General features: G+C 74.3%; 17 protein-coding genes. 8 read left to right on the top strand and 9 right to left on the bottom strand.

What is annotated here, in order from left to right:
- Positions 1 to 13: 13 nt before the first annotated feature.
- From ACLII4_RS05590 to ACLII4_RS05565, 6 genes are all read left to right on the top strand, one after another.
- Positions 14 to 967: a DnaJ C-terminal domain-containing protein gene (locus ACLII4_RS05590; protein WP_412069912.1), complete on the top strand. Its 954-nt coding sequence runs from the start codon at positions 14 to 16 to the stop codon at positions 965 to 967.
- A 238-nt stretch (positions 968 to 1,205) separates the two neighbouring features.
- Positions 1,206 to 2,168: a type IX secretion system protein PorQ gene (gene porQ, locus ACLII4_RS05585; protein ID WP_412069911.1), complete on the top strand. Its 963-nt coding sequence runs from the start codon at positions 1,206 to 1,208 to the stop codon at positions 2,166 to 2,168.
- A 2-nt stretch (positions 2,169 to 2,170) separates the two neighbouring features.
- Entirely contained in the window at positions 2,171 to 2,383 is a 213-nt protein-coding gene (locus tag ACLII4_RS05580) for a hypothetical protein (RefSeq protein ID WP_412069910.1), read from the top strand.
- 64 nt (positions 2,384 to 2,447) lie between these two features.
- Positions 2,448 to 2,870, top strand: coding sequence for a hypothetical protein (locus tag ACLII4_RS05575; protein WP_412069909.1), 423 nt, complete (start codon positions 2,448 to 2,450; stop codon positions 2,868 to 2,870).
- Positions 2,871 to 3,344, top strand: a complete 474-nt coding sequence (locus ACLII4_RS05570; protein WP_412069908.1) for a hypothetical protein — start codon at positions 2,871 to 2,873, stop codon at positions 3,342 to 3,344.
- Positions 3,345 to 3,417: 73 nt separating this feature from the next.
- Positions 3,418 to 5,073, top strand: a complete 1,656-nt coding sequence (locus tag ACLII4_RS05565; RefSeq protein ID WP_412069907.1) for an ABC1 kinase family protein — start codon at positions 3,418 to 3,420, stop codon at positions 5,071 to 5,073.
- Between the two features lie 188 nt (positions 5,074 to 5,261).
- Here ACLII4_RS05565 and ACLII4_RS05560 read toward each other — a convergent pair whose 3' ends face one another.
- Complete coding sequence (locus ACLII4_RS05560) at positions 5,262 to 7,991, bottom strand: serine hydrolase domain-containing protein (RefSeq protein ID WP_412069906.1); 2,730 nt, start codon at positions 7,989 to 7,991, stop codon at positions 5,262 to 5,264.
- A gap of 138 nt (positions 7,992 to 8,129) precedes the next feature.
- Between ACLII4_RS05560 and ACLII4_RS05555 the strand changes: the two genes are divergently transcribed.
- Positions 8,130 to 9,803, top strand: coding sequence for a sensor histidine kinase (locus tag ACLII4_RS05555; protein WP_412069905.1), 1,674 nt, complete (start codon positions 8,130 to 8,132; stop codon positions 9,801 to 9,803).
- Complete coding sequence (locus ACLII4_RS05550; protein WP_412069904.1) at positions 9,800 to 10,480, top strand: response regulator transcription factor; 681 nt, start codon at positions 9,800 to 9,802, stop codon at positions 10,478 to 10,480. The genes ACLII4_RS05555 and ACLII4_RS05550 overlap by 4 nt, the downstream gene beginning before the upstream one ends.
- 10 nt (positions 10,481 to 10,490) lie before the next feature.
- On the opposite strand, the gene ACLII4_RS05545 is transcribed toward ACLII4_RS05550, so the two are convergent.
- From ACLII4_RS05545 to ACLII4_RS05510, 8 genes are all read right to left on the bottom strand, one after another.
- Complete coding sequence (locus ACLII4_RS05545; RefSeq protein WP_412069903.1) at positions 10,491 to 10,910, bottom strand: cupredoxin domain-containing protein; 420 nt, start codon at positions 10,908 to 10,910, stop codon at positions 10,491 to 10,493.
- A gap of 31 nt (positions 10,911 to 10,941) precedes the next feature.
- Positions 10,942 to 14,283 (bottom strand): efflux RND transporter permease subunit, encoded by a 3,342-nt coding sequence (locus ACLII4_RS05540; RefSeq protein ID WP_412069902.1) that lies wholly within the window; start codon positions 14,281 to 14,283, stop codon positions 10,942 to 10,944.
- Complete coding sequence (locus ACLII4_RS05535; protein ID WP_412069901.1) at positions 14,280 to 15,674, bottom strand: efflux RND transporter periplasmic adaptor subunit; 1,395 nt, start codon at positions 15,672 to 15,674, stop codon at positions 14,280 to 14,282. The genes ACLII4_RS05540 and ACLII4_RS05535 overlap by 4 nt, the downstream gene beginning before the upstream one ends.
- Positions 15,671 to 16,978, bottom strand: coding sequence for a TolC family protein (locus tag ACLII4_RS05530; protein ID WP_412069900.1), 1,308 nt, complete (start codon positions 16,976 to 16,978; stop codon positions 15,671 to 15,673). The genes ACLII4_RS05535 and ACLII4_RS05530 overlap by 4 nt, the downstream gene beginning before the upstream one ends.
- Before the next feature lie 63 nt (positions 16,979 to 17,041).
- Positions 17,042 to 17,407 (bottom strand): hypothetical protein, encoded by a 366-nt coding sequence (locus ACLII4_RS05525; protein ID WP_412069899.1) that lies wholly within the window; start codon positions 17,405 to 17,407, stop codon positions 17,042 to 17,044.
- Positions 17,408 to 17,505: 98 nt separating this feature from the next.
- Positions 17,506 to 18,066: a hypothetical protein gene (locus tag ACLII4_RS05520; RefSeq protein ID WP_412069898.1), complete on the bottom strand. Its 561-nt coding sequence runs from the start codon at positions 18,064 to 18,066 to the stop codon at positions 17,506 to 17,508.
- A 507-nt stretch (positions 18,067 to 18,573) separates the two neighbouring features.
- Positions 18,574 to 19,500, bottom strand: coding sequence for a tyrosine-type recombinase/integrase (locus ACLII4_RS05515; protein ID WP_412069897.1), 927 nt, complete (start codon positions 19,498 to 19,500; stop codon positions 18,574 to 18,576).
- A 107-nt stretch (positions 19,501 to 19,607) separates the two neighbouring features.
- The gene (locus ACLII4_RS05510) at positions 19,608 to 20,618 is read right to left on the bottom strand and encodes an alpha/beta hydrolase family protein (RefSeq protein WP_412069896.1); all 1,011 of its coding nucleotides are present in this window, start codon (positions 20,616 to 20,618) and stop codon (positions 19,608 to 19,610) included.
- Positions 20,619 to 20,667: the final 49 nt, after the last annotated feature.

The following is a 20,667-nucleotide window of genomic DNA, read 5'->3' as shown; positions in this document are numbered from 1 at the left end:
AGCTCGCCCCTCCGTGCCCACGCCCCCCGACCATTACGCCACGCTCGGCGTCGCCGACGACGCCTCGGCCAAGGAGATCAAGAAGGCCTACCGCAAGCTGGCGCAGGAATTCCACCCCGACCGCAACGCGGGCGACGCGGCCGCCGAGGAGCGGTTCAAGGAAGTCCAGGCCGCCTACGACGTGGTCGGCGACGAAACCAAGCGGAAGGCCTACGACCGCGCCCGCCGCGACCCTTACGGCGGACGCTACGAGAACACGCCCTTCGATGGCTTCGGTGGCGCCAGCGACGGCCGCTTCTACCGCGCGCCGGACGGCACCTACGTCCGCGTCGACACGACGGGTGCCGGGCCGGGGCAGGCCGACGACGCCTTCACCTTCGGCGGCGGCAGTGGCGGGCTCGGCGGCATCTTCGACCAATTTTTCGGCGGCGGCGGCCCCGAGCCCCAGTACCGCGGCGGGCGCGACATCGACGCGACCGTGCGCATCTCGTTCGAGGAAGCCCTCGAAGGCGGGCGCCGCGAGTTCCGCGTGCCAAGCGGCGAGACGCTGCGCATCAAGGTCCCCAAGGGCGTCCGCGACGGGTTCAAGATCAAGCTGGCGGGCAAAGGCGACCCGGCGCCGGGCGGGCGCGGCACGAACGGCGACCTCTTCGTCACCTTCCGCGTGACGCCCCACGGCCGCTTCGCGCGCGACGGCGACGACCTCGAGATCACCGAGTCCCTCTCGGCCATCGAGGCCATGCTCGGCACGACGCGCGAGGTGACGACGGCCGACGGCAAGACGGTCCGACTCAAGGTCAAGCCCGGCACCCAGCCCGGCACGCGCGTGCGCGTCAAGGGCCAGGGCGTCGAGACGGAGAAAGACAGGGGCGACCTCTACGTGGTCTTCGACGTGACGGTCCCGACCCTCTCGGACGAGCAGGCCCAGGGGCTCCGCGAGTGGGCCGACGAGGCGAAGCTGGCGTAGCAGGGCGGGCGTCCCCGGCGCGGTCGGACGGGCCCTGCGCTCCCGGCTCGCGCCCCGCGCACCCTTTCACGTAAGACCCCACTCTCCGCTCTTGTTGGCGCTCTCCCCGCAGGCCACGTCGGAGTGACCGGACGAGGCCAGCGAGCGGCCGTACCTTCGCGGTCCCACTTCCGGACACGCCTAGACGGCCCTTCGAGACGGTTCCCGCAGACTCCGCCCGCCACCCGGGCCTCCCGCCATGCGCCCCGTTCTCCTCGCCGCCGCACTCGTGTTCGGCTGTGCCGCCTCCGCCCAGCCGCGGACCCAGACGGCCTACGACCTCGTCCGCCTCGACGTGTCCGCCCGGTCGGCGGCGCTCGGCGGCCCCGCCGCGCTCGCGGGCGACCCCGCCGCCGCGTTCGCGAATCCGGCCCTGCTGACGCCTACCGCGTCGGGGGCCCTCGCGCTCGGCTACACGAACCTGGTCGCCGACGTCAACGCGGGGTCGGCGGCCTACGCCCGCGACGTCGGGCTGTTTGGGGGGCTCACCGTGCTCGGCGCCGTCCGCTACCTCTCCTTCGGCGACTTCGAGCGGCGCGACGAGATCGGCGGCGACGCGACGGGCACGTTCTCGGCGAACGAGGCGGCGGTGACACTGGCGTCCTCGCGCGAGGTGCTCCCCCGAATCCGTGTCGGGCTCGCAGCCCACGCCCTGTTCGCCAGCTTGGACGACGCCGGGGGCTCGGCGCTCGCGGCCGACGCCGGTCTCAGCTACACCGTCGAGGAGCAGGGCTTGCGCGTGGGCGCCAGCGTCCACCACGTCGGCGCCGTGCTCTCGTCGCTCGGCGCCACCGACGACCGGCTCCCGCTCGACGTGCGCCTGACCGTCGCCAAGCGGCTCCGCTACGTGCCCCTCACGGTCTCCGTCGCGGGCGTCGACCTGCACCACTTCGAGGGCGCCGCCTCGGACTCGTCGTTTGCCAACCGCGCGCTCGACCACCTCGCGCTCGGCGGCGAGCTCCAACTCGGCCAGACGTTCACCGTCCGCGCGGGCTACAACGGCCGCCGAGGCGCGGACTTCCGCTCCGGCGGACGGCTCGACCTGGCGGGCGTCTCGGTCGGCGCCGGCGTCTCGCTCCGCCGCGTCTCGGTCGACTACGCCTTCCAGAACTGGGGCGACTTCGGCGGGACCCACCAATTCGGCATCCGCACCCGCCTCTGATCATGCTCGACGCCTTCGTCCGCGCCCTTCCTGGCAGCATGGCGGCTGCCGCCATCGCGCTCGTTCTCGTCAACGTGCTGAACCTCGCGCTCGGCGAGACGTGGGCCGAGGTGCAGGCCGGGCTGCTCGGCGATGTCGGTTTCTTCACCCTGCTCGGCGTCGCATTCGCGGCCTTCGACACGTGGCGAGCGCAGCGCAAGGCGGGCGCGGAGTAGTCCGATCACCCTATCAATCCGGGTGGTAGCGCCCGACCTTGGGGTCTCTCCTTCCCCCACTGCCATGTTGCCGCTCCCCTTTCCGAGCCTTCGGATCCTGCCGCTCGCCATGCTGGCGTTTGTGGTCGCCGCCTGCGACAGTGGGTCCACCTACGAGACCGTCGGCGCGCAGGCGGGCCAGGTCGCCGTGCCGCTCGGCGAGAGCGCCAACCTCGACGGCCTCACCCTGGCGTTCCAGGCCATCGCCGAAGACAGCCGCTGCCCCGAGGGCGTCGACTGCGTCTGGGAGGGCCGCGCGACGGTCCGCCTGACGGTCCAGGGCGCCGACCACACGCTTGCCATCGTCGACCCCGAGCGCGAGCCGGACGCCGGCGTGCGCGTCGGCCAGCGCGTGCTCTTCGCCGTCGCCCTGACGCCGTACCCCAGCGAGACGGCGCCCAGCAGCGACCGGCCCGTCGTGACCGTCGCCTCGTTCGAGGCCCGCTAGATGCTGCGCACGATCGCCCTCCTGGCGCTGGCGACGGCCTTGGGCGCCGCCGGCTGCGCGAGCGCCGACGCTCCCGCCGAGACGCCCCGGCCCGACGCCCTGGCGGCCCCCGCCCCGCCGCCCGAGGCAGAGACGCCCGCCGCCCCCGCCCGCCCGACGTCGCCCGTCACCGTCGAGGTCGGCGGCTCCGCGAGCGTCGAGGGGGGCCGGACGCTGCGGTTCGTCGAGGTCGTCGAGGACAGCCGCTGCCCCGAAGGCGTGCAGTGCGTCCAGGCCGGGCGCGCCCGCATCCGCGTCGCCATCGGCGCCGACGACGCCGTGCTGTCGGTGCCGCACGAGCTCATGCGCGACGGCGAGACGGCCACGGCCGTGCTCGACGGGCTCACGGTGACGCTCCAGTCGCTCGACCCGTACCCGGGCTCGGCCGCCGCGCAAGCCGGCGAGCCCGTCCGCGCCGTGCTCGCGGTCCGCTAGCGCGACGGGGCCCGGAGACCCGAGGAATCCGACGGGCAGTGGGGCCGTTGCAGGCGTCCCCTCCCCCCGCCCCATGGCCCCGACCCTCACGCGCTTGGCGCGGTACCGCGACCTCGCCCTGCTCCTCGCCCGCCACGGCCGCCGCGACCTCGTCGCCCACATGGAGCTCGACGAGGCCATCCTCGCCGAGGACGCGCCGGACGCCGGCGGCGACCCCGTGCGGCTCGCGGCCGACCTCGAGGCGCTGGGCCCGACCTACATCAAGCTGGGCCAGATGCTGTCCACGCGGTCGGACCTGCTCCCGCCCCCGTACCTCGACGCGCTCGCCCGGCTCCAAGACGACATCGCGCCGTTCCCGTTCGCCGAGGTCGAGCAGATCGTCGAAGAGGAGCTGGGCGTCCGGCTGTCGAAGGCGTTCGCCACGTTCGAGTCCGAGCCCGTAGCCGCGGCGTCGCTGGGGCAGGTCCACCGCGCGACGCTCCGCGACGGCCGGCCGGTCGCGGTCAAGGTGCAGCGGCCGGGGATCCGGGGCGCGATCGCCGAGGACCTGGCCGCGCTCGGCGAGGTCGCCGAGCTGGCCGACGCCCACACCGAGACGGGCCGGCGGTTCGGGGTCGGCGCCATGCTCGCCCAGTTCCGCTCGACGCTCCTGCGCGAGCTCGACTACCGCCAGGAGGCGTCCCACCTCGACACCCTCGCCGACAACCTCGCGCGCTACGAGCGGCTCGTCGTGCCCCGGCCCGTCGCCGACTACACGACCAGCCGGGTGCTCACGCTCGACTGGGTCCCGGGCGTCAAGGTCTCCGCGCTCCCGCCCATCGTGCGGACCGAGCTCGACGGCCACGCGCTCGCCGTCGACCTGCTGAAGGCCTACCTCGACCAGATCCTGGTCGACGGCTTTTTCCACGCCGACCCCCACCCGGGCAACGTGTTCGTCACCGACGACCACCGGCTCGCGCTGATCGACCTCGGGATGGTGGCCCGGCTCGACCCCCAGATGCAGGAGCGCCTGCTCCAACTCCTCCTCCACATCAGCGAGGGGCGCGGGCGCGAGGCCGCCGAGCAGGCCATCCGCATGGGCACGCCGCTGCCCACCTTCGAGCGCGAGCCGCTTGCGCAGGGCATCGGCGCGCTCGTCGCCCAGTTCCAGAACGCCTCGCTCACCGACCTGCCCGTGGGCCGCGTCGTGATGGAGGTGGCCCGGCTCCAGGGCCTCCACGGGCTCCGGCCGCCGCCCGAGCTGACGATGCTGGGCAAGACGCTGCTCAACCTCGACGAGATCGGCCGCGTGCTCGACCCCGGCTTCGACCCGAATGCCGTCATCCGCGAGCACTCGGGCTCGGTGATGGAGCGGCGGATGCGCAAGGACCTGACGCCGGGCGCCGTGTTCGCGGCGGCGCTGGAGGCTGGCGAGTTCGCGCAGAAGCTGCCCGGCCGGCTCAACACCCTCCTCGACGAACTCGTCGAGCATCGGTTCGAGCTCCGCATCCGGGCGTTCGACGAGGCCGGGATGATGGCGGGGTTCGAGAAGGTGGCCAACCGGATCGCGACGGGCGTCGTGCTCGCGGCGCTCATCGTCGGCGCAGCCTTGCTGATGCAGGTGCCGACGGCGTTCACCATCTTCGGGTACCCGGGGCTGGCGATCGTGCTGTTCCTGCTCGCCGCCGCGTTCGGGTTCGGGCTCGTAGTCTCGATCTGGCGCGACGACCGCCGCCCGCCGACGCCCTAGGGTCTGTGAGACAAGTCGGAGCGCAGGCGAGAGCGAGGCCCTGGCGGGCCCACCAAGGAGGGCGAGGAGAGCGGGGCCTCGCCCCGGACGACGAGCCCGACGCTGGAGGGGCCGTTAGGGACCGTTCGCAGCCCGCGAGTGGCGTTGTCTCACAGGCCCTAGCCGCGTGGGCGCCGAGGCGGGGGCGCCTAGTCGGTCGCCGCGCGCATCAGCGCGAGGCCCAACGCCTCGGCCGTCGGCGGCTCGCGGTTGGCGACGACCACGACGCTCCACCCGCTCGGCGCGTCCCACTCCCAAACCGCGTTGATGCCGGGCGCCCCGCCCGCGATCCCTAGCTGCGGCTCGATGTCCTCGTCCGTCGGCTCGAAGCGGTTGAAGAGGAGGTTGCGCATCTCACGGGTCAGCAGCCGCCCGTCGGCCAGGGCGGTCTGGAAGCGCAGGAGGTCGCGAGCGGTCGCATACCCGCCGCCCGCCGCCGTGCCGTGCTTGGCGATGGGCGCGGGCCGGTCGTAGCCCGCCCCGAGGTACGGCGTCGCGTGGCCGGGCGCGCCGTGCGTCGCCGCCCGCGCGTCCGTCATCCCGGCGGGCGCGGTGATGTGCGCGGCGATGTAGTCGGCGTAGCGCTGGCCGGAGGCCGCCTCGACGATCGCCCCGAGCACCTCGTAGCCCGTGTTGCTGTACTGCTCGCGCGCGCCGGGCGCGAAGTCGAGCGGGAGGGTGCGGATAAAGGCGAGGTAGTCGCCGATCTCCGTCAGCGCGGCTTCTCGGGCGACGAAGACCGGGTGGTCCCAGTAGTGGCCCCAGCCCGAGCGGTGCTGCAACAGGTGCCGCACCGTCACGGCCTCGGCGATGGCGTCCGGGAAGCCGTCGAGGAGGGTGCCGATCGGCGCGTCGAGGTCGACCGCCCCGCTCGCGACGAGTTGCAAAATGGCGACGGCCGTGAGCTCCTTGTTGATCGACCCGATGTTGAACCGCGTCTCGGGCGTGACGCGCTCGCCGCGCGCGCGGTCGGCCCACCCGAAGGCGCGCTCGGCGACCGGCTCGCCGTCCCTGGCGATCAGCACGACGCCCGAGAACCGCCCGGCCTCCGCCTCGGCGGCGGCGTGCGCCAGCCCCTCGTCGACGCTCGCGAATGCCGGCCCGTCGGGCCCCGCCTCCACGTCGATCCCGGCGATCCGGTGCGGCGGCGCCTCGCCCAGCGTCAGCGACACGCGGAGCACGTCGTCGCGGCCCTCGATGGCCAACGTGCCCTCCGTCGCCGACGCCAGCCTCACGCCGACCACCTCTCCCCCACCGACCTCGCCCGCCAGCCGCCCCAGGCCGGCCACGAGCGCATCCGCGCCGCCCGCCGCGTCGACCAGCGACGGGTCAACGTGGGCGTCGATGAAGGCGCGCAGCGACTCGGGCGAGCCGTCGCACAGGGCCGCCAGCAGGGCCGTCGCGTGGTCGCCGAACGCGTCGTCGGGCAGGCGCGGCGCGGGGCACTCGGACTGGGCGCGGTCGGGGTCGACGACCTCGGTAAAGAGCCCGGCGATCCGGTACTCGGGCGGCCCGTCGAACCCCAGTTCGATGCGGTACACCCCGCCGTCGGCGAGGTCGGCGTACAGGATCAGCATCCCCTCGTCCGGATCAGCCTCGGCGCGCGACAGCGTGATCGGCGCGTTCCCGACCTCTTGGCGGACGGCGTCGAAAAAGCCCACCATTCCGTCCGGGTCCTGCCGGAAGCCCTCGTCGAGGTGGGCCTCCACGAAGGCCCGCGCCGCCGCCTCGGTCCCGTCGTTGACGGCCTCGACGAACGCGAGCGCGCGCCGCCCCTCGACGCGCGACGCCAGCGCCTCGACCGGCACGGCGACCAAGGCGCCCGCCTCGAACGGCTCGGGCTCGCCGCCGAACAGGATCTCCGACAGCGGCCCGCTCACGTCGTACGCCTCGACGGCCCGGTCGTTGGCGAGCACCGCCAGCGTCACGCCCGCGTCGACGAACCACAGGAGGTCGGCCGACGAGCCGGAGTCGCCGCCGTTGTGGGTGACGAGCCGGCCGTGCGGCGTCTCGAACAGGGCCCAGCCGTAGCCGTAGTGCGAGCCGGAGCCCTCGCCCTCATCGGTGTGGGGCGTCATGGCGAGCAGGAGGATCTCTTCGGACAGGAGCGCGCCGGCGTCGAGCGCCTCGGTGAACGCGAGCAGGTCGTCGGCCGTCGAGAGCAGGCCGCCGTTGCCGCGCAGGTTCCAGTACGGGCCGTCGGGCGCCCACCGCTGGGCGGTCGGCGGGCCGAGGTCGCGGTCGCCGTCGTGGCCGTGCGCGATGGGGACCGAGGGCGCGAGCCGGTAGCCCGTCCGCTCGATGCCCACGGTCCCGAGGAAGGCCTGGAGCGCGGCGTCGTAGCTCTGCCCGGTGACCGTCTCCACGACGGCCGCCAGCAGCGCGAAGCCGACGTTCGAGTACGCGTACCCCGCGCCCGGCGCGCGGTCGAGCGGCGTCGCGAAGGCCCGGGCGACATACGCCTCGCGGTCGATGGCCTCGAAGTCGTCGCCGATGGCGTCGGGCAGCCCGGCCGTGTGCGTCAGCAGGTGGTGGAGCGTGATCCCGGCCTTGTCGGCGGGGACGCCGTCGAGATAGCGCGCCAGCGGGGCGGCGACGTCGAGGCGGCCGTCGTCGACGAGCGAGAGCACGAGGGCGGCGGTGAACGGCTTGGCGACCGACCCGATCTGAATCGCAGTCCCGGGCGTGTTCGGGACACCCGGCGCGGCCTCGCCATATCCCTTCCGGAGGACCGCCGCCCCGTCGCGGGTGGCGACGACGGCGCCGGAAAAGCCGGCCTCGGTGAGGTAGGCGTCGAGCGCCGCGCCGGTCTCGCCGACGACGGACTGGGCGCTGGCGGCGGGCGCCAGCAGGGCGAGGGTCAGGAGGAGGGTGCGCATCGGGGCGGGGGCAGGTGAGATCCCAAGAGTCGGGACGCGGCGGGCCCGAGTTGTCAAGCGGAGGCCGGATCGATGTTCAGGATGTAAAACCTCGAGCCGTGGCGCGGTGCCGGCGCGCGCGCCGTCGATCTTGGGGCCATGCGGAGCCCGTTCCCTCGTCGGCAGGTGGTGCTCGTCGGCGGGCTCGCGGCCCTGCTGGCGCTGCTCGCCGTGCTCCAGTGGCGGTGGATCGGGCGGTGGGGCGCCGTCGAGGAGGCCCGGCTCCAGAGCCTGCTGGCGGTCGGCGGCGCCGAGGTCGACCGCGCGCTGACGGGCCGGATGCTGGGCATCCGCGACGCCTTCGACCGCGCCCCGCCCGGCGACGCCCCGGCCGACACCCTCGCCGCCCGGCTGGCAGCGTGGCGCGCGACCGCACTCGACCCCGGCCTCGTCGGCGCCGTGTACTGGGTCCGCCCCGGCCCCGACCCCGCGCTGTCGGTGCTGGCGGACGGCGGCTTGCGGCCCGTCGCGTGGCCCGAGGCGCTGGCCCCGTGGCGCGACGCGCTGGCGGCGTTCCCCGCCCGCCTGGTCCCCGCCCCGGGCACGGCCGTCGCCACGCTCCGCCTGGACGACGGTGCGCTCCCCGCCGCGCCGCCCGCCGTGCTCGTGCCCGTGCTGCCGCCCGGCGCCGCCGACCTCCGGTTCGTGCTCGTCGCCCTCGACCCCGAGGTGTTCGCCGAGCGCCTGGTCCCCGACCTGCTGGCGAACGCGCTCCCCGGCGCCGAGCTGTTCGACGTGCGCCTTGTCTCCGCCCGCGACCCGTCGCTCGCGCTGTTCGACAGTGCGCCCGAGGTGGGGTTGTTCGAGACCCCCGACCTCGACCTGGGCGTCGGCCCCGGCGAAGTGCAGGAGCTGGCGGTCGCGCTCCCGCCGGGCGGCGTCGAGGAAAGCGAGACGACGGAGACGACGCGCGAGGCGTCGGTGACGACGGAGAGCGACGGGCCGGCGCAGCGCTGGCGGCTCGTCGCGCGGCACCGGTCCGGGTCGGTGGCAGAGGCGGCGGCCGGGCTGCGGCGGCGTCAATTGGCCGTCGCGTTCGGCGTGCTCGCCGTGCTGGCGGCGGCGGTCGCGCTGATGGTGGGGTCGGCGCGGCGCCAGCGAGCCCTCGCGGCCCAGCAGCTCGCGTTCGTGGCGGGCGTCTCGCACGAGCTGCGGACGCCCATCGCCGTCCTCCAATCCGCCGGCGACAACCTGGCCGACGGCGTCGTCGGGGCGGACGGCGTCGCGGCGTACGGGGCGCTCGTGCGCGACGAGAGCCGGCGGCTGGCCGAGATGGTCGAGACCGTGCTGACGTACGCGGGCGCCGATGGCGGGGCGCCCCGGCGCGAACACGTTGCCGTCGCGGATGTGGTCGCCGACGCCCTCGCTCGGGCCCGGCCCGTGCTCGACGACGCGGGCGCGACGGTCGCGCTCGACCTCGACCCCGGCTTGGCGCTCTCCGCCGACCCCGACGCGCTCGCGACGGCGCTCCGCAACCTGCTGGCGAACGCGGCCCGCCACGGCGGCGCCTCGATCCGGCTCGCGGCACGTTCCGCTCGGCTCGACGGCGCGCCAGCGGTCGCCGTGTCCGTCGCCGACGACGGGCCCGGCTTTGCGGGGGGCGAGGCGGTCTTCGAGCCATTCGTCCGGGGGCGCCGAGCGGTCGAGGCGCAGACGCCGGGCTCGGGCCTGGGGCTCGCGCTCGTCCGCCGCGTGGCCGAGGCGCACGGCGGGACCGCCGAGGCGGTGAGCGCCAGCGGCGCCGTCGTCACCCTCACCCTTCCGGTCTCGTGACGCGGCTGCTCCTCGTCGAGAACGACCCCGGGCTCGTCCGCACCCTCGGCGACCGGCTCCGCGCCGAGGGCTACGCCGTCGACCACGCGGGCGACGGCGACGCCGGGTTCGAGGCCGCCGCGTCCCAGCCGTTCGACCTCGTCCTGCTCGACGTGGGGCTGCCCGGACGCGACGGCTTCGCGGTCGTCCGCGACCTGCGCCAGCGCGGCGTCCGCACGCCGGTCCTGATGCTGACCGCGCGCGGGCAGGTGACGGATCGCGTCGTCGGCTTGCGCCTGGGCGCCGACGACTACCTCGTCAAGCCGTTCGACACGGCCGAGCTTCTGGCGCGCATCGAGGCGCTGCTCCGCCGGGCCGGGCGCGCCGCGCCGGGCGCCCGCCGCCACCGCTTCGGCGACGTGACGGTCGACGAAGACCGCGCCGAGGTCCGCCGGGGCGACGCGCTCGTCGAGCTGTCGGCCAAGGAGTTCGGCCTGCTCTGCCACCTGCTGGCGCACCGCGGCCACGTCGTCACCCGCGACGACGCGCTCACCCACGTCTGGGGCTACGACGCGACGCCGACGACGCGGACCGTCGACGTCCACATCGCGGGGCTCCGCCAGAAGCTGGAGGCCGACGCCAGCCGCCCGCGCCACATCGTGACCGTCCACGGGCGCGGCTACAAGCTGGCGACGTGACGCGGGCGCGCTACGAGACGACGGCGATGGTCCCGCGCTGCATCTCCATGCCGCAGACGAACTCGACCTCGCCCGCCTCGGTCGGCGTGAACGAGATGGCGACCGCCTCGCCGAGCGGCAGCGGCGTCGCGGCCACGTCGTAGCTCGGGATCGTGATCTCGGACGAGCAGGCGTCGTCGACCGTCCGCGTGATGACGAAGCGGGCCGGGACCCCGGCTTCGAGCTGGATCTCGCGCGGCTGGAAGCCGAGCGACCCGGCTTCGATGGCGACCACCTGAACGCCGTCGACCATCTCGGGCGTCACGGGCCCGTCGGCCGCGGCCGTCTCGTGCGTCTCGGGGTGGGTGGGGGACTCAGGCGGCGCCGGCGCCTCGTCGGCGCAGGCGGAGAGGGTGGCGACGAGGACGAGGGGCAGGAAGAAACGGGTCATGGCAACGAGCGGCAGGGCCGCGTGTGGTGGATTAAAGGGAGTCGTGGGCGCTGGCGCGGGGCGCGAGCGGGTCGAAGGCGAGGGCGGCGGTGGCGCCGTCGCCGGGCGGGGCGTCGCGGAGCTGGCGCCGGAGGCGGCGGCCCTGGACGACGGCGTAGAGCGCCGGGATCATGACGAGGGTGTGGACGGTCGAGGTCACGAGCCCGCCGACCATCGGCGCGGCGATCCGCTGCATCACTTCGGAGCCCGTCCCGGTCCCGAACAGAACGGGGGTCAGGCCGAGGATGGTCGTGAAGACGGTCATGAGCTTGGGGCGGACGCGGTCGACGGCGCCCTCTTCGAGCGCGGCCTTGAGGCGGGGCACCGACGTCAGCCGGCCGGTCCGGCGGTACCGCGCCACGGCCTCGTCGAGGTAGACGTGCATCACGACGCCGGTCTCGGCGGCCAGCCCCGCCACGGCGATCAGCCCGACGCCCACGGCGATGGAAAAGTGGAACCCGAGCGCCAGCATCAGCCACACCGCGCCGACGACGGCGAACGGCAGGGGGATCATCAGCAAGAGAGCCTCCTCGGCGCTCCGGAAGTGCAGGAACAGCAGGAGGAAGACGATCGCGAGCGTGATCGGCACGAGCACGGCCAGCCGCTTGTTGGCGCGCTCGAGGTACTCGTACTGCCCGCTCCAGCGGATCGAGTAGCCCGGCGGCAGCGTCACGGCCGCGTCGACGGCCGCCCTCGCGTCGGCGACGTAGGTCCCGAGGTCGGCCCCGTCGTCGATGTCGACGTAGACCCAGGCGTTGGGGCGCGCGTTCTCGGACTTGATCATCGGCGGGCCCGTCGCGAACCGGAACGTGGCGAGTTGGCCGAGCGGGATCTGGGCACCGGAGGGCGTCGGGACCAGCACCTGCCGCAGCGCGGGCAGGTCGTCTCTCAGCCCCTGCGGGTAGCGGACGTTGACGGCGTACCGCTCCAGCCCCTCGACCGTCGTGGTCACGGTCATCCCGCCGACGGCCGCCTGGAGCACGTCCTGGACGGCGCCCGAGGTCAGCCCGTAGCGGGCCGCCTCGAAGCGGTCGACCTCGACGTCCAAAAAGCTCCCGCCCATCACGCGCTCGGCGAAGGCGCTCCGCGTGCCCGGCAGCCTGGCGACCGCCCGTTCGACCTGCTGCCCGAGCTGTTCCAGGACCGCGAGGTCGGGGCCCGCGATCTTGACGCCGACCGGCGTCTTGATGCCCGTCGCCAGCATGTCGATGCGCGTCTTGATCGGCATCGTCCAGGCGTTCGTGAGGCCGGGGAAGCGGATGGCGGCGTCGAAGGCGCGCGTCAGGCTGTCGCGGTCGATCCCGTCGCGCCACGCGTCCTCGGGTTTCAGGATGATGGTCGTCTCCAGCATCGAGAGCGGGGCCGGGTCGGTCGCCGTCTCCGCCCGGCCGATCTTGCCGAACACGCGCTCGACCTCGGGGAAGGAGGCCAGGATGCGGTCGGTCCGCTGCAGGATGTTTTTGGCCTCCTGCGGCGAAACGCCCGGGAGCGTCGTCGGCATGTACAGCAGGTCGCCCTCCCACAGCGGCGGCATGAACTCCGACCCGATCTGGGGGAACGGGACGACGGTCGTGCCCAGCAGCAGCCGCTGGACCGGCAGGACGGTCACGAACAGGACCGCGAAGCCGACGGCCAGCACCGCCTTCGGGTGCCGCAGCGTTCCCCGGATGACCGGGCGGTAGGCGCGGATAAAGAACCGGGCGACGGGGTTCTGGTCCTCCCGGCGGATCTTCCCGCGCACCAGCACCGCCATCAGCGCCGGGACCAGCGTCACGGCCAGGATCGAGGCCGCGGCCATCGCGAACGTTTTCGTCAGCGCGAGCGGCCGGAACAGGCGCCCCTCGACGCCCTCGAGCGTGAACACGGGCAGGAAGCTGACGGTCACGATCAAGAGCGAGAAGAACAGCGACGGCCCGACCTCCTTGGCCGCCTCGATCACCGCCCGGAGCCGCTCGGCCTCGGTGAGCATCGGCGGGTCGCCCTCGGCGCCGTTCTCCGATCCCCGGTCCCTCTTCGCCTCCCGCGCCCGCTCGATGTGCTTGTGCGCGTTCTCGACCATCACCAGGCTCGCGTCGACCATCACGCCGATGGCGATCGCGATGCCGCCCAGGCTCATGATGTTGGCGTTGATGCCCAGCAGCCGCATCACACCGAGTGCGATCAAGATGCCGACGGGGACCGTGACCACGGCCACGAACGCGCTCCGGACGTGGAGCAGGAAGATCAGCACCACGAGCGCGACGACCAGCAGCTCCTCCCAGATCTTGACCGTCAGCGACGCGACGGCCCGGCCGATGAGCCCGCTCCGGTCGTACTCCGTCACCACGTCGACGCCCTCCGGGAGCCCGGCCTCCAGCTCCGCGATCCGCGCCTTCACCAAGTCGATGGTCGCCTGCGCATTCCCGCCCGACCGCATCACGACGATCCCGCCGACGACCTCGCCCTCGCCGTTGACGTCGGCGATGCCGCGCCGGATCTCGGGGCCGAGCCGCACGTCGGCCACCTGGCCGACCGTCACGGATGTCCCGCCCTCGGCTTTGACCACGACCGACCGGATGTCGTCGAGGCCGCGGAGGTACCCCGTGCCGCGGACGATGTACTCGCGCTCGCCGAGTTCGAGGAGCCGCCCGCCCACGTCGCGGTTGCTCTGGCGGAGCGCCTCGGCGACGGTCCCGATGGGGACGCCGTACGCCGCGAGCCGCTGCGGATCGACGACGACCTGGTACTGCTTCTGGAACCCGCCGATCGACGCGACCTCGGCGACGCCCTCGACGGCCTGGAGCTCGGTCTTGAGATAAAAATCCTGGAGGCTGCGGAGCTGGGCGAGGTCGGTCCCGCCCGTCGTGTCGCGGAGCGAGTACTGGTAGACCCAACCGACGCCGGTCGCGTCTGGGCCGAGCGCGGGGGACGCGCCGTCGGGCAGGCGGTCCTGGATTTGCGACAGGTACTCGAGCACGCGGCTCCGCGCCCAGTAGAGGTCCGTGCCGTCCTCGAACAGGACGTAGACGAAGCTCGTCCCGAACATCGAGTACCCGCGGACGGTGCGCGCGCCGGGGACCGACAGGAAGGCCGAGGTGAGCGGGTAGGTCACCTGCTCCTCGACGATCTGGGGGCCCTGGCCGGGGTACTCGGTCCGGACGATGACCTGGACGTCGCTGAGGTCCGGGATGGCGTCGACGGGCGTGGTGACGGTCGCCCACGCGCCGAGCGCGACGACGAGCGCGGTCACCAGACCGACGAGCAGCCGGTTGTGGGCGCTCCACTCGATGAGGCGTTCCAGCGTGCCGTCGGATCGAGTCCGGGGCAGACTATCGCGGGCGTCGGGGGCTCTCATCGCGCGTCCCCGGTGTCCATGTCCATCCCGGGCATCGGGGCCATCGCGCCGAGCGACGCCGCCAGCCGGGCCTCGGAGTCGATCAGGAACTGGGCGCTCGTGACCACGCGGTCACCGACGGCGACGCCCTCCAGGATCTGCACGAACCCGCCCGACTCTTCGCCCAGGCGGACCGGCTGAGGCCGGAAGCGGCCCTCGCCGAGCGCCACGATCACCGCGGCCTCGTCGCCCGTCCGCACAACGGCCTCACTCGGGACGACGGGGCCCGACGCGCTCGCGGCGCCGAACAGCCGGGCCGTGGCGTACATCCCGGGCCGGAGCCGCCCGCCGGCGTTCGCGAGCGTGACGCGCGCCGTGCCCGTCCGCGTCATCGGGTCGAGCGTGTCGTAGACGAGGTCGACGCGGCCCCGCAGCTCCTCGCCCGGCTGCGACGGCAGCGTCACGACGGCTCGCGTGCCGCGCGCCACCCAGCCCAGGTCCTGCTCGGGCACGGCGACCTGCAGGTACAGCGCGCCCAGGTTGACGATGTCCATCAGCGGCATCCCCGGAGTGGCCTGCATGCCCTCGATGATCCGCTTGTTCTGGACCGTGCCGGACGCGGGCGCGAAGAGCGTGATCCGTTCTTGGATCGCCCCGCTCCGCTCGACGGCCGCGATCTGCTGAGCGCCGAGTCCGAACAGCCGCAGGCGTGTCCGGGCCGCCTCGACCAGCCGGTCGGCCCCGTCGCCGCCGCCGAGCAGCTCTCTGTTGCGGACCGCGAGCAACAGCTCTTGCTGCGTCGACACCAGCTCGGGGCTGTAGATCTCCAGGAGCGGCTGGCCCTGGCGGACGCGCTGGCCCTCGGTGTCGACGTAGAGCCGCTCGACGAACCCGCCGACCCGGAGCGTGACGGTCTCCCGGCCGGAGTCCCGGGCCTCGAACGTGCCGGTCGTGCGGAGCTCGCGTTCGAGTTCGCGGGACGTGACGGTCGCCGTCCGCACGCCGATGTTCTGCAACGTCACCGGGTCGATCTCGACGGTCCCGGCCGGCGCGCCCGACACTTGGACCGGTTCAAAATCCATCCCACAGATGGGGCAGACGCCGGGCTCGTCCTGGACGATGTGCGGGTGCATCGACTCTTGGTAGACGATGCCGTCGCCGTTGAGGTCGAACTGCGCCAAACCGCCGACGGCCGGGACGGCGTCATCCTCGGTGGGCGACGGCGTCTCGGTGATGGTGTGGTCGGCGTGGGCCGGCTCGTCGCGGGTGACGGCCCACGCGATGCCGACGAGGACCACGAGGGCGAGAAGCACCCCGGCCACGAGGAGCGGGCGGCGCGCGCCGGGCTCGCGGGGTGCCTCGGCGTAGACGTCGGCCGGGTCCGGGGCGTCCGGGGTGTGGAAGTCGCTCATCGGTGGTGGGGGGCCTCGTGGCCGGAAGGGATGGCCTCCGCGTCGGTGGCGTCGGCGGCGTCGGTGCCCAGGGCGCGCTGGAGCGCGGCGACGGCGACGAGCACGTGGTGGTGGGCGTCGGCGGCGGCGAGGGCGACCTCGAACCGCGTCCGCTCGGCCCCGAGGAACGAGAGATAGTCGGCCTCGCCCGTCGTGTAGGCGGCGAGCGTGGACTCGACCGTCGTGGCGGCTAAGGGCAGCAGGCGATCCTGGTAGAGCGCGTGCGCTCGGCGCGTCTGGCGGACGCGCTCGGCGAGCGCGGCGACCTGCGTGCGGAGCGCCGTGTCGAGAGCGTAGGCGCGGGCGGCCGTCTCGGCGACGCGCTCGCGGGCCTCGGCCTCCCGGGCGCGCAGGCGGCTTCGGTCGAGGGGGATCCGGCCCGAGACCATCACGCCGATCGCGTCGCGCCCGTCGGCGGTCATCGGCACGTCGCGGTCCGCGATGTCGGTGTAGACGACGCCGACCGCGAGCTCGGGGTAGACCGCCTTCTGGGCGAGCGCCACCTCGGCGGCGGCCCGCTGGCGGGCGAGGGCGAGGGCGCGGCGCTCGGGGCGGGCCTCGAAGGCGAGCGCGACGAGCGCGTCGAGGTCGTCGGGCAGCGCGGGCGCCTCGACGGCGACGGGCGTGCCGACCAAGTCGGGGCGGTCGGCGAGCCGGGCTAACGTCTGGAGCGCCTCGACGCGGTGGGCCTCCAGCATGAACCGGCGCTGCGCGATCCGCTCGCGTTCCAGTTGCACTTGCAAGATGGCCGCCTGCGGCCCGCGCCCCACCTCGTAGCGGACCGCTGCGGCCTCCGCGAACGCCCCGAGGCGGGCCTGGTACGCGACGAGCACGGCCTCGACGTGGTGGGCGTGGACGAGGTCGAAAAACGCTCGGCGCGTCTCGAAGGCGAGGTCGAGCGCGAGGGCGTCGGCCTCGGCGCCCGACACGGACGCCGCGAGGTCGGCGGCGCGGCGGCGGAGCGCGAGCGTCCCCGGCCACGGCAGCGCCTGCTCGACGCGCCACTGGCTCCGCTGGGCGCCCCGCGCAGTCAGGACCGGGAACGGCGCCACCATGACCGACGCGGTCGGGTCCGGGCGCGCGCCGACCTGGTCGCCGCGCTGGGCGAGCGCGTCGGCGTTGAGCCGGGCGGCCGCGAGCGTGGGGTTCGCGTCGGACACGGCGCCGAGAACGACGTGGAGGCGGAGCGTGTCGGGAGCTTGCGCAGCGGCCGGGGCGGCCAACAAGGCCAGCAGCGCGGCGCGCGCGGCGAACGGAACGGGCATGGTCTGAGGAGAGGCGACAGCGGGCGGGAGGGGACGCCGGGGCGTCCATCACGTCCGGTCGGCTCAGACCAGGAGGACCGAGAGGCTCAGGTGACGGCGGACGGCCGCCCGTGGGGGGCCGTGCCTCGCCGGGTCGGCGTGCGCCATCGCGACCGGCGCCGGGGGCACCGCGAAGCGGGCCACGACGGCGACGACCGGGTCCGGCCGGGGCGTCGCGGGCGGCACGACGGCGTCGGTCGGGGCCGGGGCCTCGAGGTCGCAGCACATCGCGATCGGGGCGTCGTCGTCGCCGCAGGGCATGTCGCAGGGGACGCCCGTCGCGTCCGTCATCCCGCAGCCCATGTCCATGTCCATCGGGCCCGGCGTCCACGCGGTGCCGCCCGCCAGCAGGGCGAGGGCCAGGACGAGCGCGGGGATCCGGGACAGCATCACACGGAAGGTAGGGGCGCCTCGGGCCCGACGGCCTCAGGCTGGACCCGGGTCGAACGTTAAAGTCCGGACCGATTCGCGGCCCGAGGCCCCGCCGCTCAGCGCCAGACGAGCGCGTCGATGGCGGCCTCGCGCGCGGCCCACACGGCGTCGGGGTCGTGGCCGTGCTTGGTCGCCCACGCATCGAGGTGGCGGCGGTGCCACGCCCGCTTGTAGTCGCCCGCCTGGTCCGGCCGGATCGTCTCCTGGGCCGAGAACGGCGGGACGGGGCGGCGCACGCCGGGCCACGTCAGGTCGACGAGCTCGTCGCCGGCCGCGAGCACGCAGTGCGCCTCGGGCACGGCGCGGAAGCCGTGCGCACGCAGCGCGGGCCCGGTGCGCGGCGTGTTCGTGCCGTCCATCATGTACATCCCGAGCCGCAGTTCGATGGGCAGCCCGACTTCGGCGGCGAGCGCCGCCAGCAGGGCGTGCTTCGAGCTGCACGTGCCGCGCCGGTCGCGCAAGACGGCCTCCGGCCCGGTGTGCGTCGGACGGCCGTAGGGCAGGTCCCAGACGAGGCGGGCGGCGTCGCGGAACGTCCACGCGCCCTGGGCTGCGAACCGCGCGCCGAGCGGGTGGGACGTGTCGAGCGGGGCGTCGGGGAGGCCGAGGGGGATCATCGGGAGGGCGGGGAAGCGGTGGGGGCAATGTGCCCCGAGAACACGGGCGGCGCCCGGAGATCGCGGGAATGCAGGCGCCCAAGCGGGTGGCTGGCAACGGGCGGCGCGATGCGCCCTCCACTCGCGAGGTCCAGGGACGAGCCTCATCCCCCCGGACGTGTCGCCCTGAGAAGCAGTTCGGCGAAGCTGAGGGGCCCGTTCCAAGTCTCCCCCTCCCAGCCGGAGGGGGCCGGGGGGGGAGGGCGAGCGGACCGAACGCAGCGCTCCGAACGGCTCGCTCCCTCCCCTCAATTGAGTCATCCCCGCGCAGGCGGGGATCCATACGGCGGGGTTCGGATGGCACCTCCGCGGCCCCTCGCCCCTCACCAGGCCTCTCCCCGTGAGAGAGGCGGCGCGCTTGGGGAGCTCCCTTCATTCCCCAAGCCGACTCTCGACACCTTGGGAGGGATTGGCAAGCGACAGAGCGGAGGGCGCCAGCAGGGCGCGACGTCCGCGAAGGGCGGGCCCTTACTCCCCCGCGCCCGGCTTGAGCAAGCCCTGCTTCTTGAACGAGATCATCGTCGTCTCCAGCGTCCCGTGGCGCATCCGCCGACGGACTTCCTCGACGGGCATCCCGGAGTTGAGCCAGATCAGCGCCGCCGTGTGCGTCAGGCTGTGCGGCGAGATCCCCCGCCGCTTGACGCCCGCCGCGCGGAGGTACCCGTTGACCCGGCCCCGCACGGATCGCGTGTTGAGGCGCGTGCCCACGCTCCGGTGGCCGTGGCTGACGAAGAGCGGCGCGTCCGGCCCGGCCTCCTCACGGCGCAAGAGGTAGATCTCGAGCGGGTCGAGCGCGTCGCCGTCGAGCGGGACGGCCTCGTCCTTCGACTGGCGGCCCTTGCCCTGGACGCGCAGGAACGTGCCCATCAGCGTCCGGTCCACGTCGCCTACGTCCGCGCGGACGAGCTCAATCTCGGACAGCCCGCCGTAGACCATCAGCGACACGAGGGCGCGGTCGCGGCGGCCGATCTCGGTCGCCTTCGGGACGGTCCCGAGCAGGGTCTCCACCTCCGCCTCGGTGAGCACGCCGCGCGTGTGAGCGCCCGGCCGGCGGTTGCCCTTGACGCCGCGCGCCGGGTTCTCGGGGAGCTCACCAAGGGCGACGAGGTAGTCGCACAGGCGGCGCAAGGCCGTCAGGTACGTGCTCACCGAGACCTGGCTCAGCTCGCGCTCCTCCATGAGGTAGGCCTTGTACGCCTCGACCTCGGCCTCGACGAACCGGAACCGGCTCGACGGCCGGGCGGCGCGCGCGGCGTGGTACCGCTCGAACTCGTTGAGCGCGCGGCGATAGGTCCCCTTCGTCTCCGCGCTCTTCTCCTTGAGGTAGTCCGTCACGAACCCGTCCAGGCGGCTCTGGAGCTGGGCGACGGTCAGGCGAAGCGGGGTGTCGGGCATTCAGATGGGCTGGTTTGGATAACGGCTATTCAAAGCTAGAGCCCTCCTCCCCCTCTGGCAACACGGGCGATGCCCCAGAAGTAGCGCGCGGCGGTGCCAGCCCCGCGTCACCGCCAGTCGGCGAGGTGGCGAACGAGCCAGGCCCCGCTGGCGGCCCCGAACGACGGCGCGCCCGGCGGAGGGGCGCCCGGGTACCACCCGTGCCCCATCGACGGGAGCACCTCGACGGACGACACCGCGAACGCCGACGCGGCCCGCTCCATCACCGCCGGTGGCGCGACGGGGTCGAGCGCGCCCGCCAGCAGATGGACGGGCCGGTCGGCGCTGACGGCCGGCGCAAAGCCCACGGGGTCGAGCCCGTCGACGGCCCGCCCGCCCGCCCCGAGCGCCGCCAGCAAGCGCGCAAACCGAACGGCGCCGACGGCCGCCTCGCCGCCCGCCCGCCGCGCCGCCGCCTCGGCGACGGGCCCCAGCCGCAGCGCCGTCGTCACCAGCGCCGACGGCAGGCCGGAGAACCGGGTGAACGTGTCGACGAGTCCGCGCGAGAGCGCGGGGAGGTCGGGGTGGCCGATGGCGCCAAAGAGCCGGTCGCCAACCCCGTCGCGCGCGAACGCGAGGCTGGACAACGCGGCCCCGAAGCTGACCCCGAACAGCGCCCGCCGCTCGGCGCCGACGCCGTGCTCGGCTTGAGCCCACGCCAGCACGGCCCCGAGATCCGCCGCGACGCCGTCGAACAAGCGCCGCGCCAGCGCCGCGTCGAGCGCGACGCCGCGCCGCGCGAGGTCGGCGAGGTCGGCTTGCGGGGGGCCGCTCGTCGGGCGGCGCTCGCCGCCGAGCGGGGTGTCGATCAGGACCGCCGCGATCCCGGCTCGCGCGAGCGCCGTCGCGGCGGGCAGGCTCCGGTCCAGCCCCCGCGTGATGCCGTTAAGTAAGGTGACCGCCGCCGCCCCGCTCCGCCCGTCGGCGGGCGGGAGGACGACGGCGCCGAACGTCGACAGGGCGGCGTCGAGGTCGGGGTCGCCGGAGTACGCGTGCTCGCGGCGGAGCCGATAGCGGACGGCCGCCAGCCCGCCGACGCGGATGGGGCGGGCGGCGAGGACGTGGAGGGGAGCAGGCACAGCGAGCGTCGGGGGGCCGCGTCCACGCCCGTCGGGCGGGGCGGTTCGG

The organism is Rubrivirga aquatilis, assembly GCF_046845665.1.
GTDB lineage: Bacteria > Bacteroidota > Rhodothermia > Rhodothermales > Rubricoccaceae > Rubrivirga.
This window is presented reverse-complemented; position numbering and strand designations above follow the sequence as displayed.

Excerpts from the sequence above, each read along its gene's own strand:
- ACLII4_RS05545 (WP_412069903.1), bottom strand. The coding sequence starts at position 10,910 with ATGACCCGTTTCTTCCTGCCCCTCGTCCTCGTCGCCACCCTCTCCGCC.
- ACLII4_RS05580 (WP_412069910.1), top strand. The coding sequence starts at position 2,171 with ATGCTCGACGCCTTCGTCCGCGCCCTTCCTGGCAGCATGGCGGCTGCC.
- ACLII4_RS05525 (WP_412069899.1), bottom strand. The coding sequence starts at position 17,407 with ATGCTGTCCCGGATCCCCGCGCTCGTCCTGGCCCTCGCCCTGCTGGCG.
- ACLII4_RS05515 (WP_412069897.1), bottom strand. The coding sequence starts at position 19,500 with ATGCCCGACACCCCGCTTCGCCTGACCGTCGCCCAGCTCCAGAGCCGC.
- ACLII4_RS05560 (WP_412069906.1), bottom strand. The coding sequence starts at position 7,991 with ATGCGCACCCTCCTCCTGACCCTCGCCCTGCTGGCGCCCGCCGCCAGC.
- ACLII4_RS05565 (WP_412069907.1), top strand. The coding sequence starts at position 3,418 with ATGGCCCCGACCCTCACGCGCTTGGCGCGGTACCGCGACCTCGCCCTG.
- ACLII4_RS05520 (WP_412069898.1), bottom strand. The coding sequence starts at position 18,066 with ATGATCCCCCTCGGCCTCCCCGACGCCCCGCTCGACACGTCCCACCCG.
- ACLII4_RS05540 (WP_412069902.1), bottom strand. The coding sequence starts at position 14,283 with ATGAGAGCCCCCGACGCCCGCGATAGTCTGCCCCGGACTCGATCCGAC.
- ACLII4_RS05575 (WP_412069909.1), top strand. The coding sequence starts at position 2,448 with ATGTTGCCGCTCCCCTTTCCGAGCCTTCGGATCCTGCCGCTCGCCATG.
- ACLII4_RS05555 (WP_412069905.1), top strand. The coding sequence starts at position 8,130 with ATGCGGAGCCCGTTCCCTCGTCGGCAGGTGGTGCTCGTCGGCGGGCTC.
- ACLII4_RS05530 (WP_412069900.1), bottom strand. The coding sequence starts at position 16,978 with ATGCCCGTTCCGTTCGCCGCGCGCGCCGCGCTGCTGGCCTTGTTGGCC.
- ACLII4_RS05535 (WP_412069901.1), bottom strand. The coding sequence starts at position 15,674 with ATGAGCGACTTCCACACCCCGGACGCCCCGGACCCGGCCGACGTCTAC.
- porQ (WP_412069911.1), top strand. The coding sequence starts at position 1,206 with ATGCGCCCCGTTCTCCTCGCCGCCGCACTCGTGTTCGGCTGTGCCGCC.
- ACLII4_RS05570 (WP_412069908.1), top strand. The coding sequence starts at position 2,871 with ATGCTGCGCACGATCGCCCTCCTGGCGCTGGCGACGGCCTTGGGCGCC.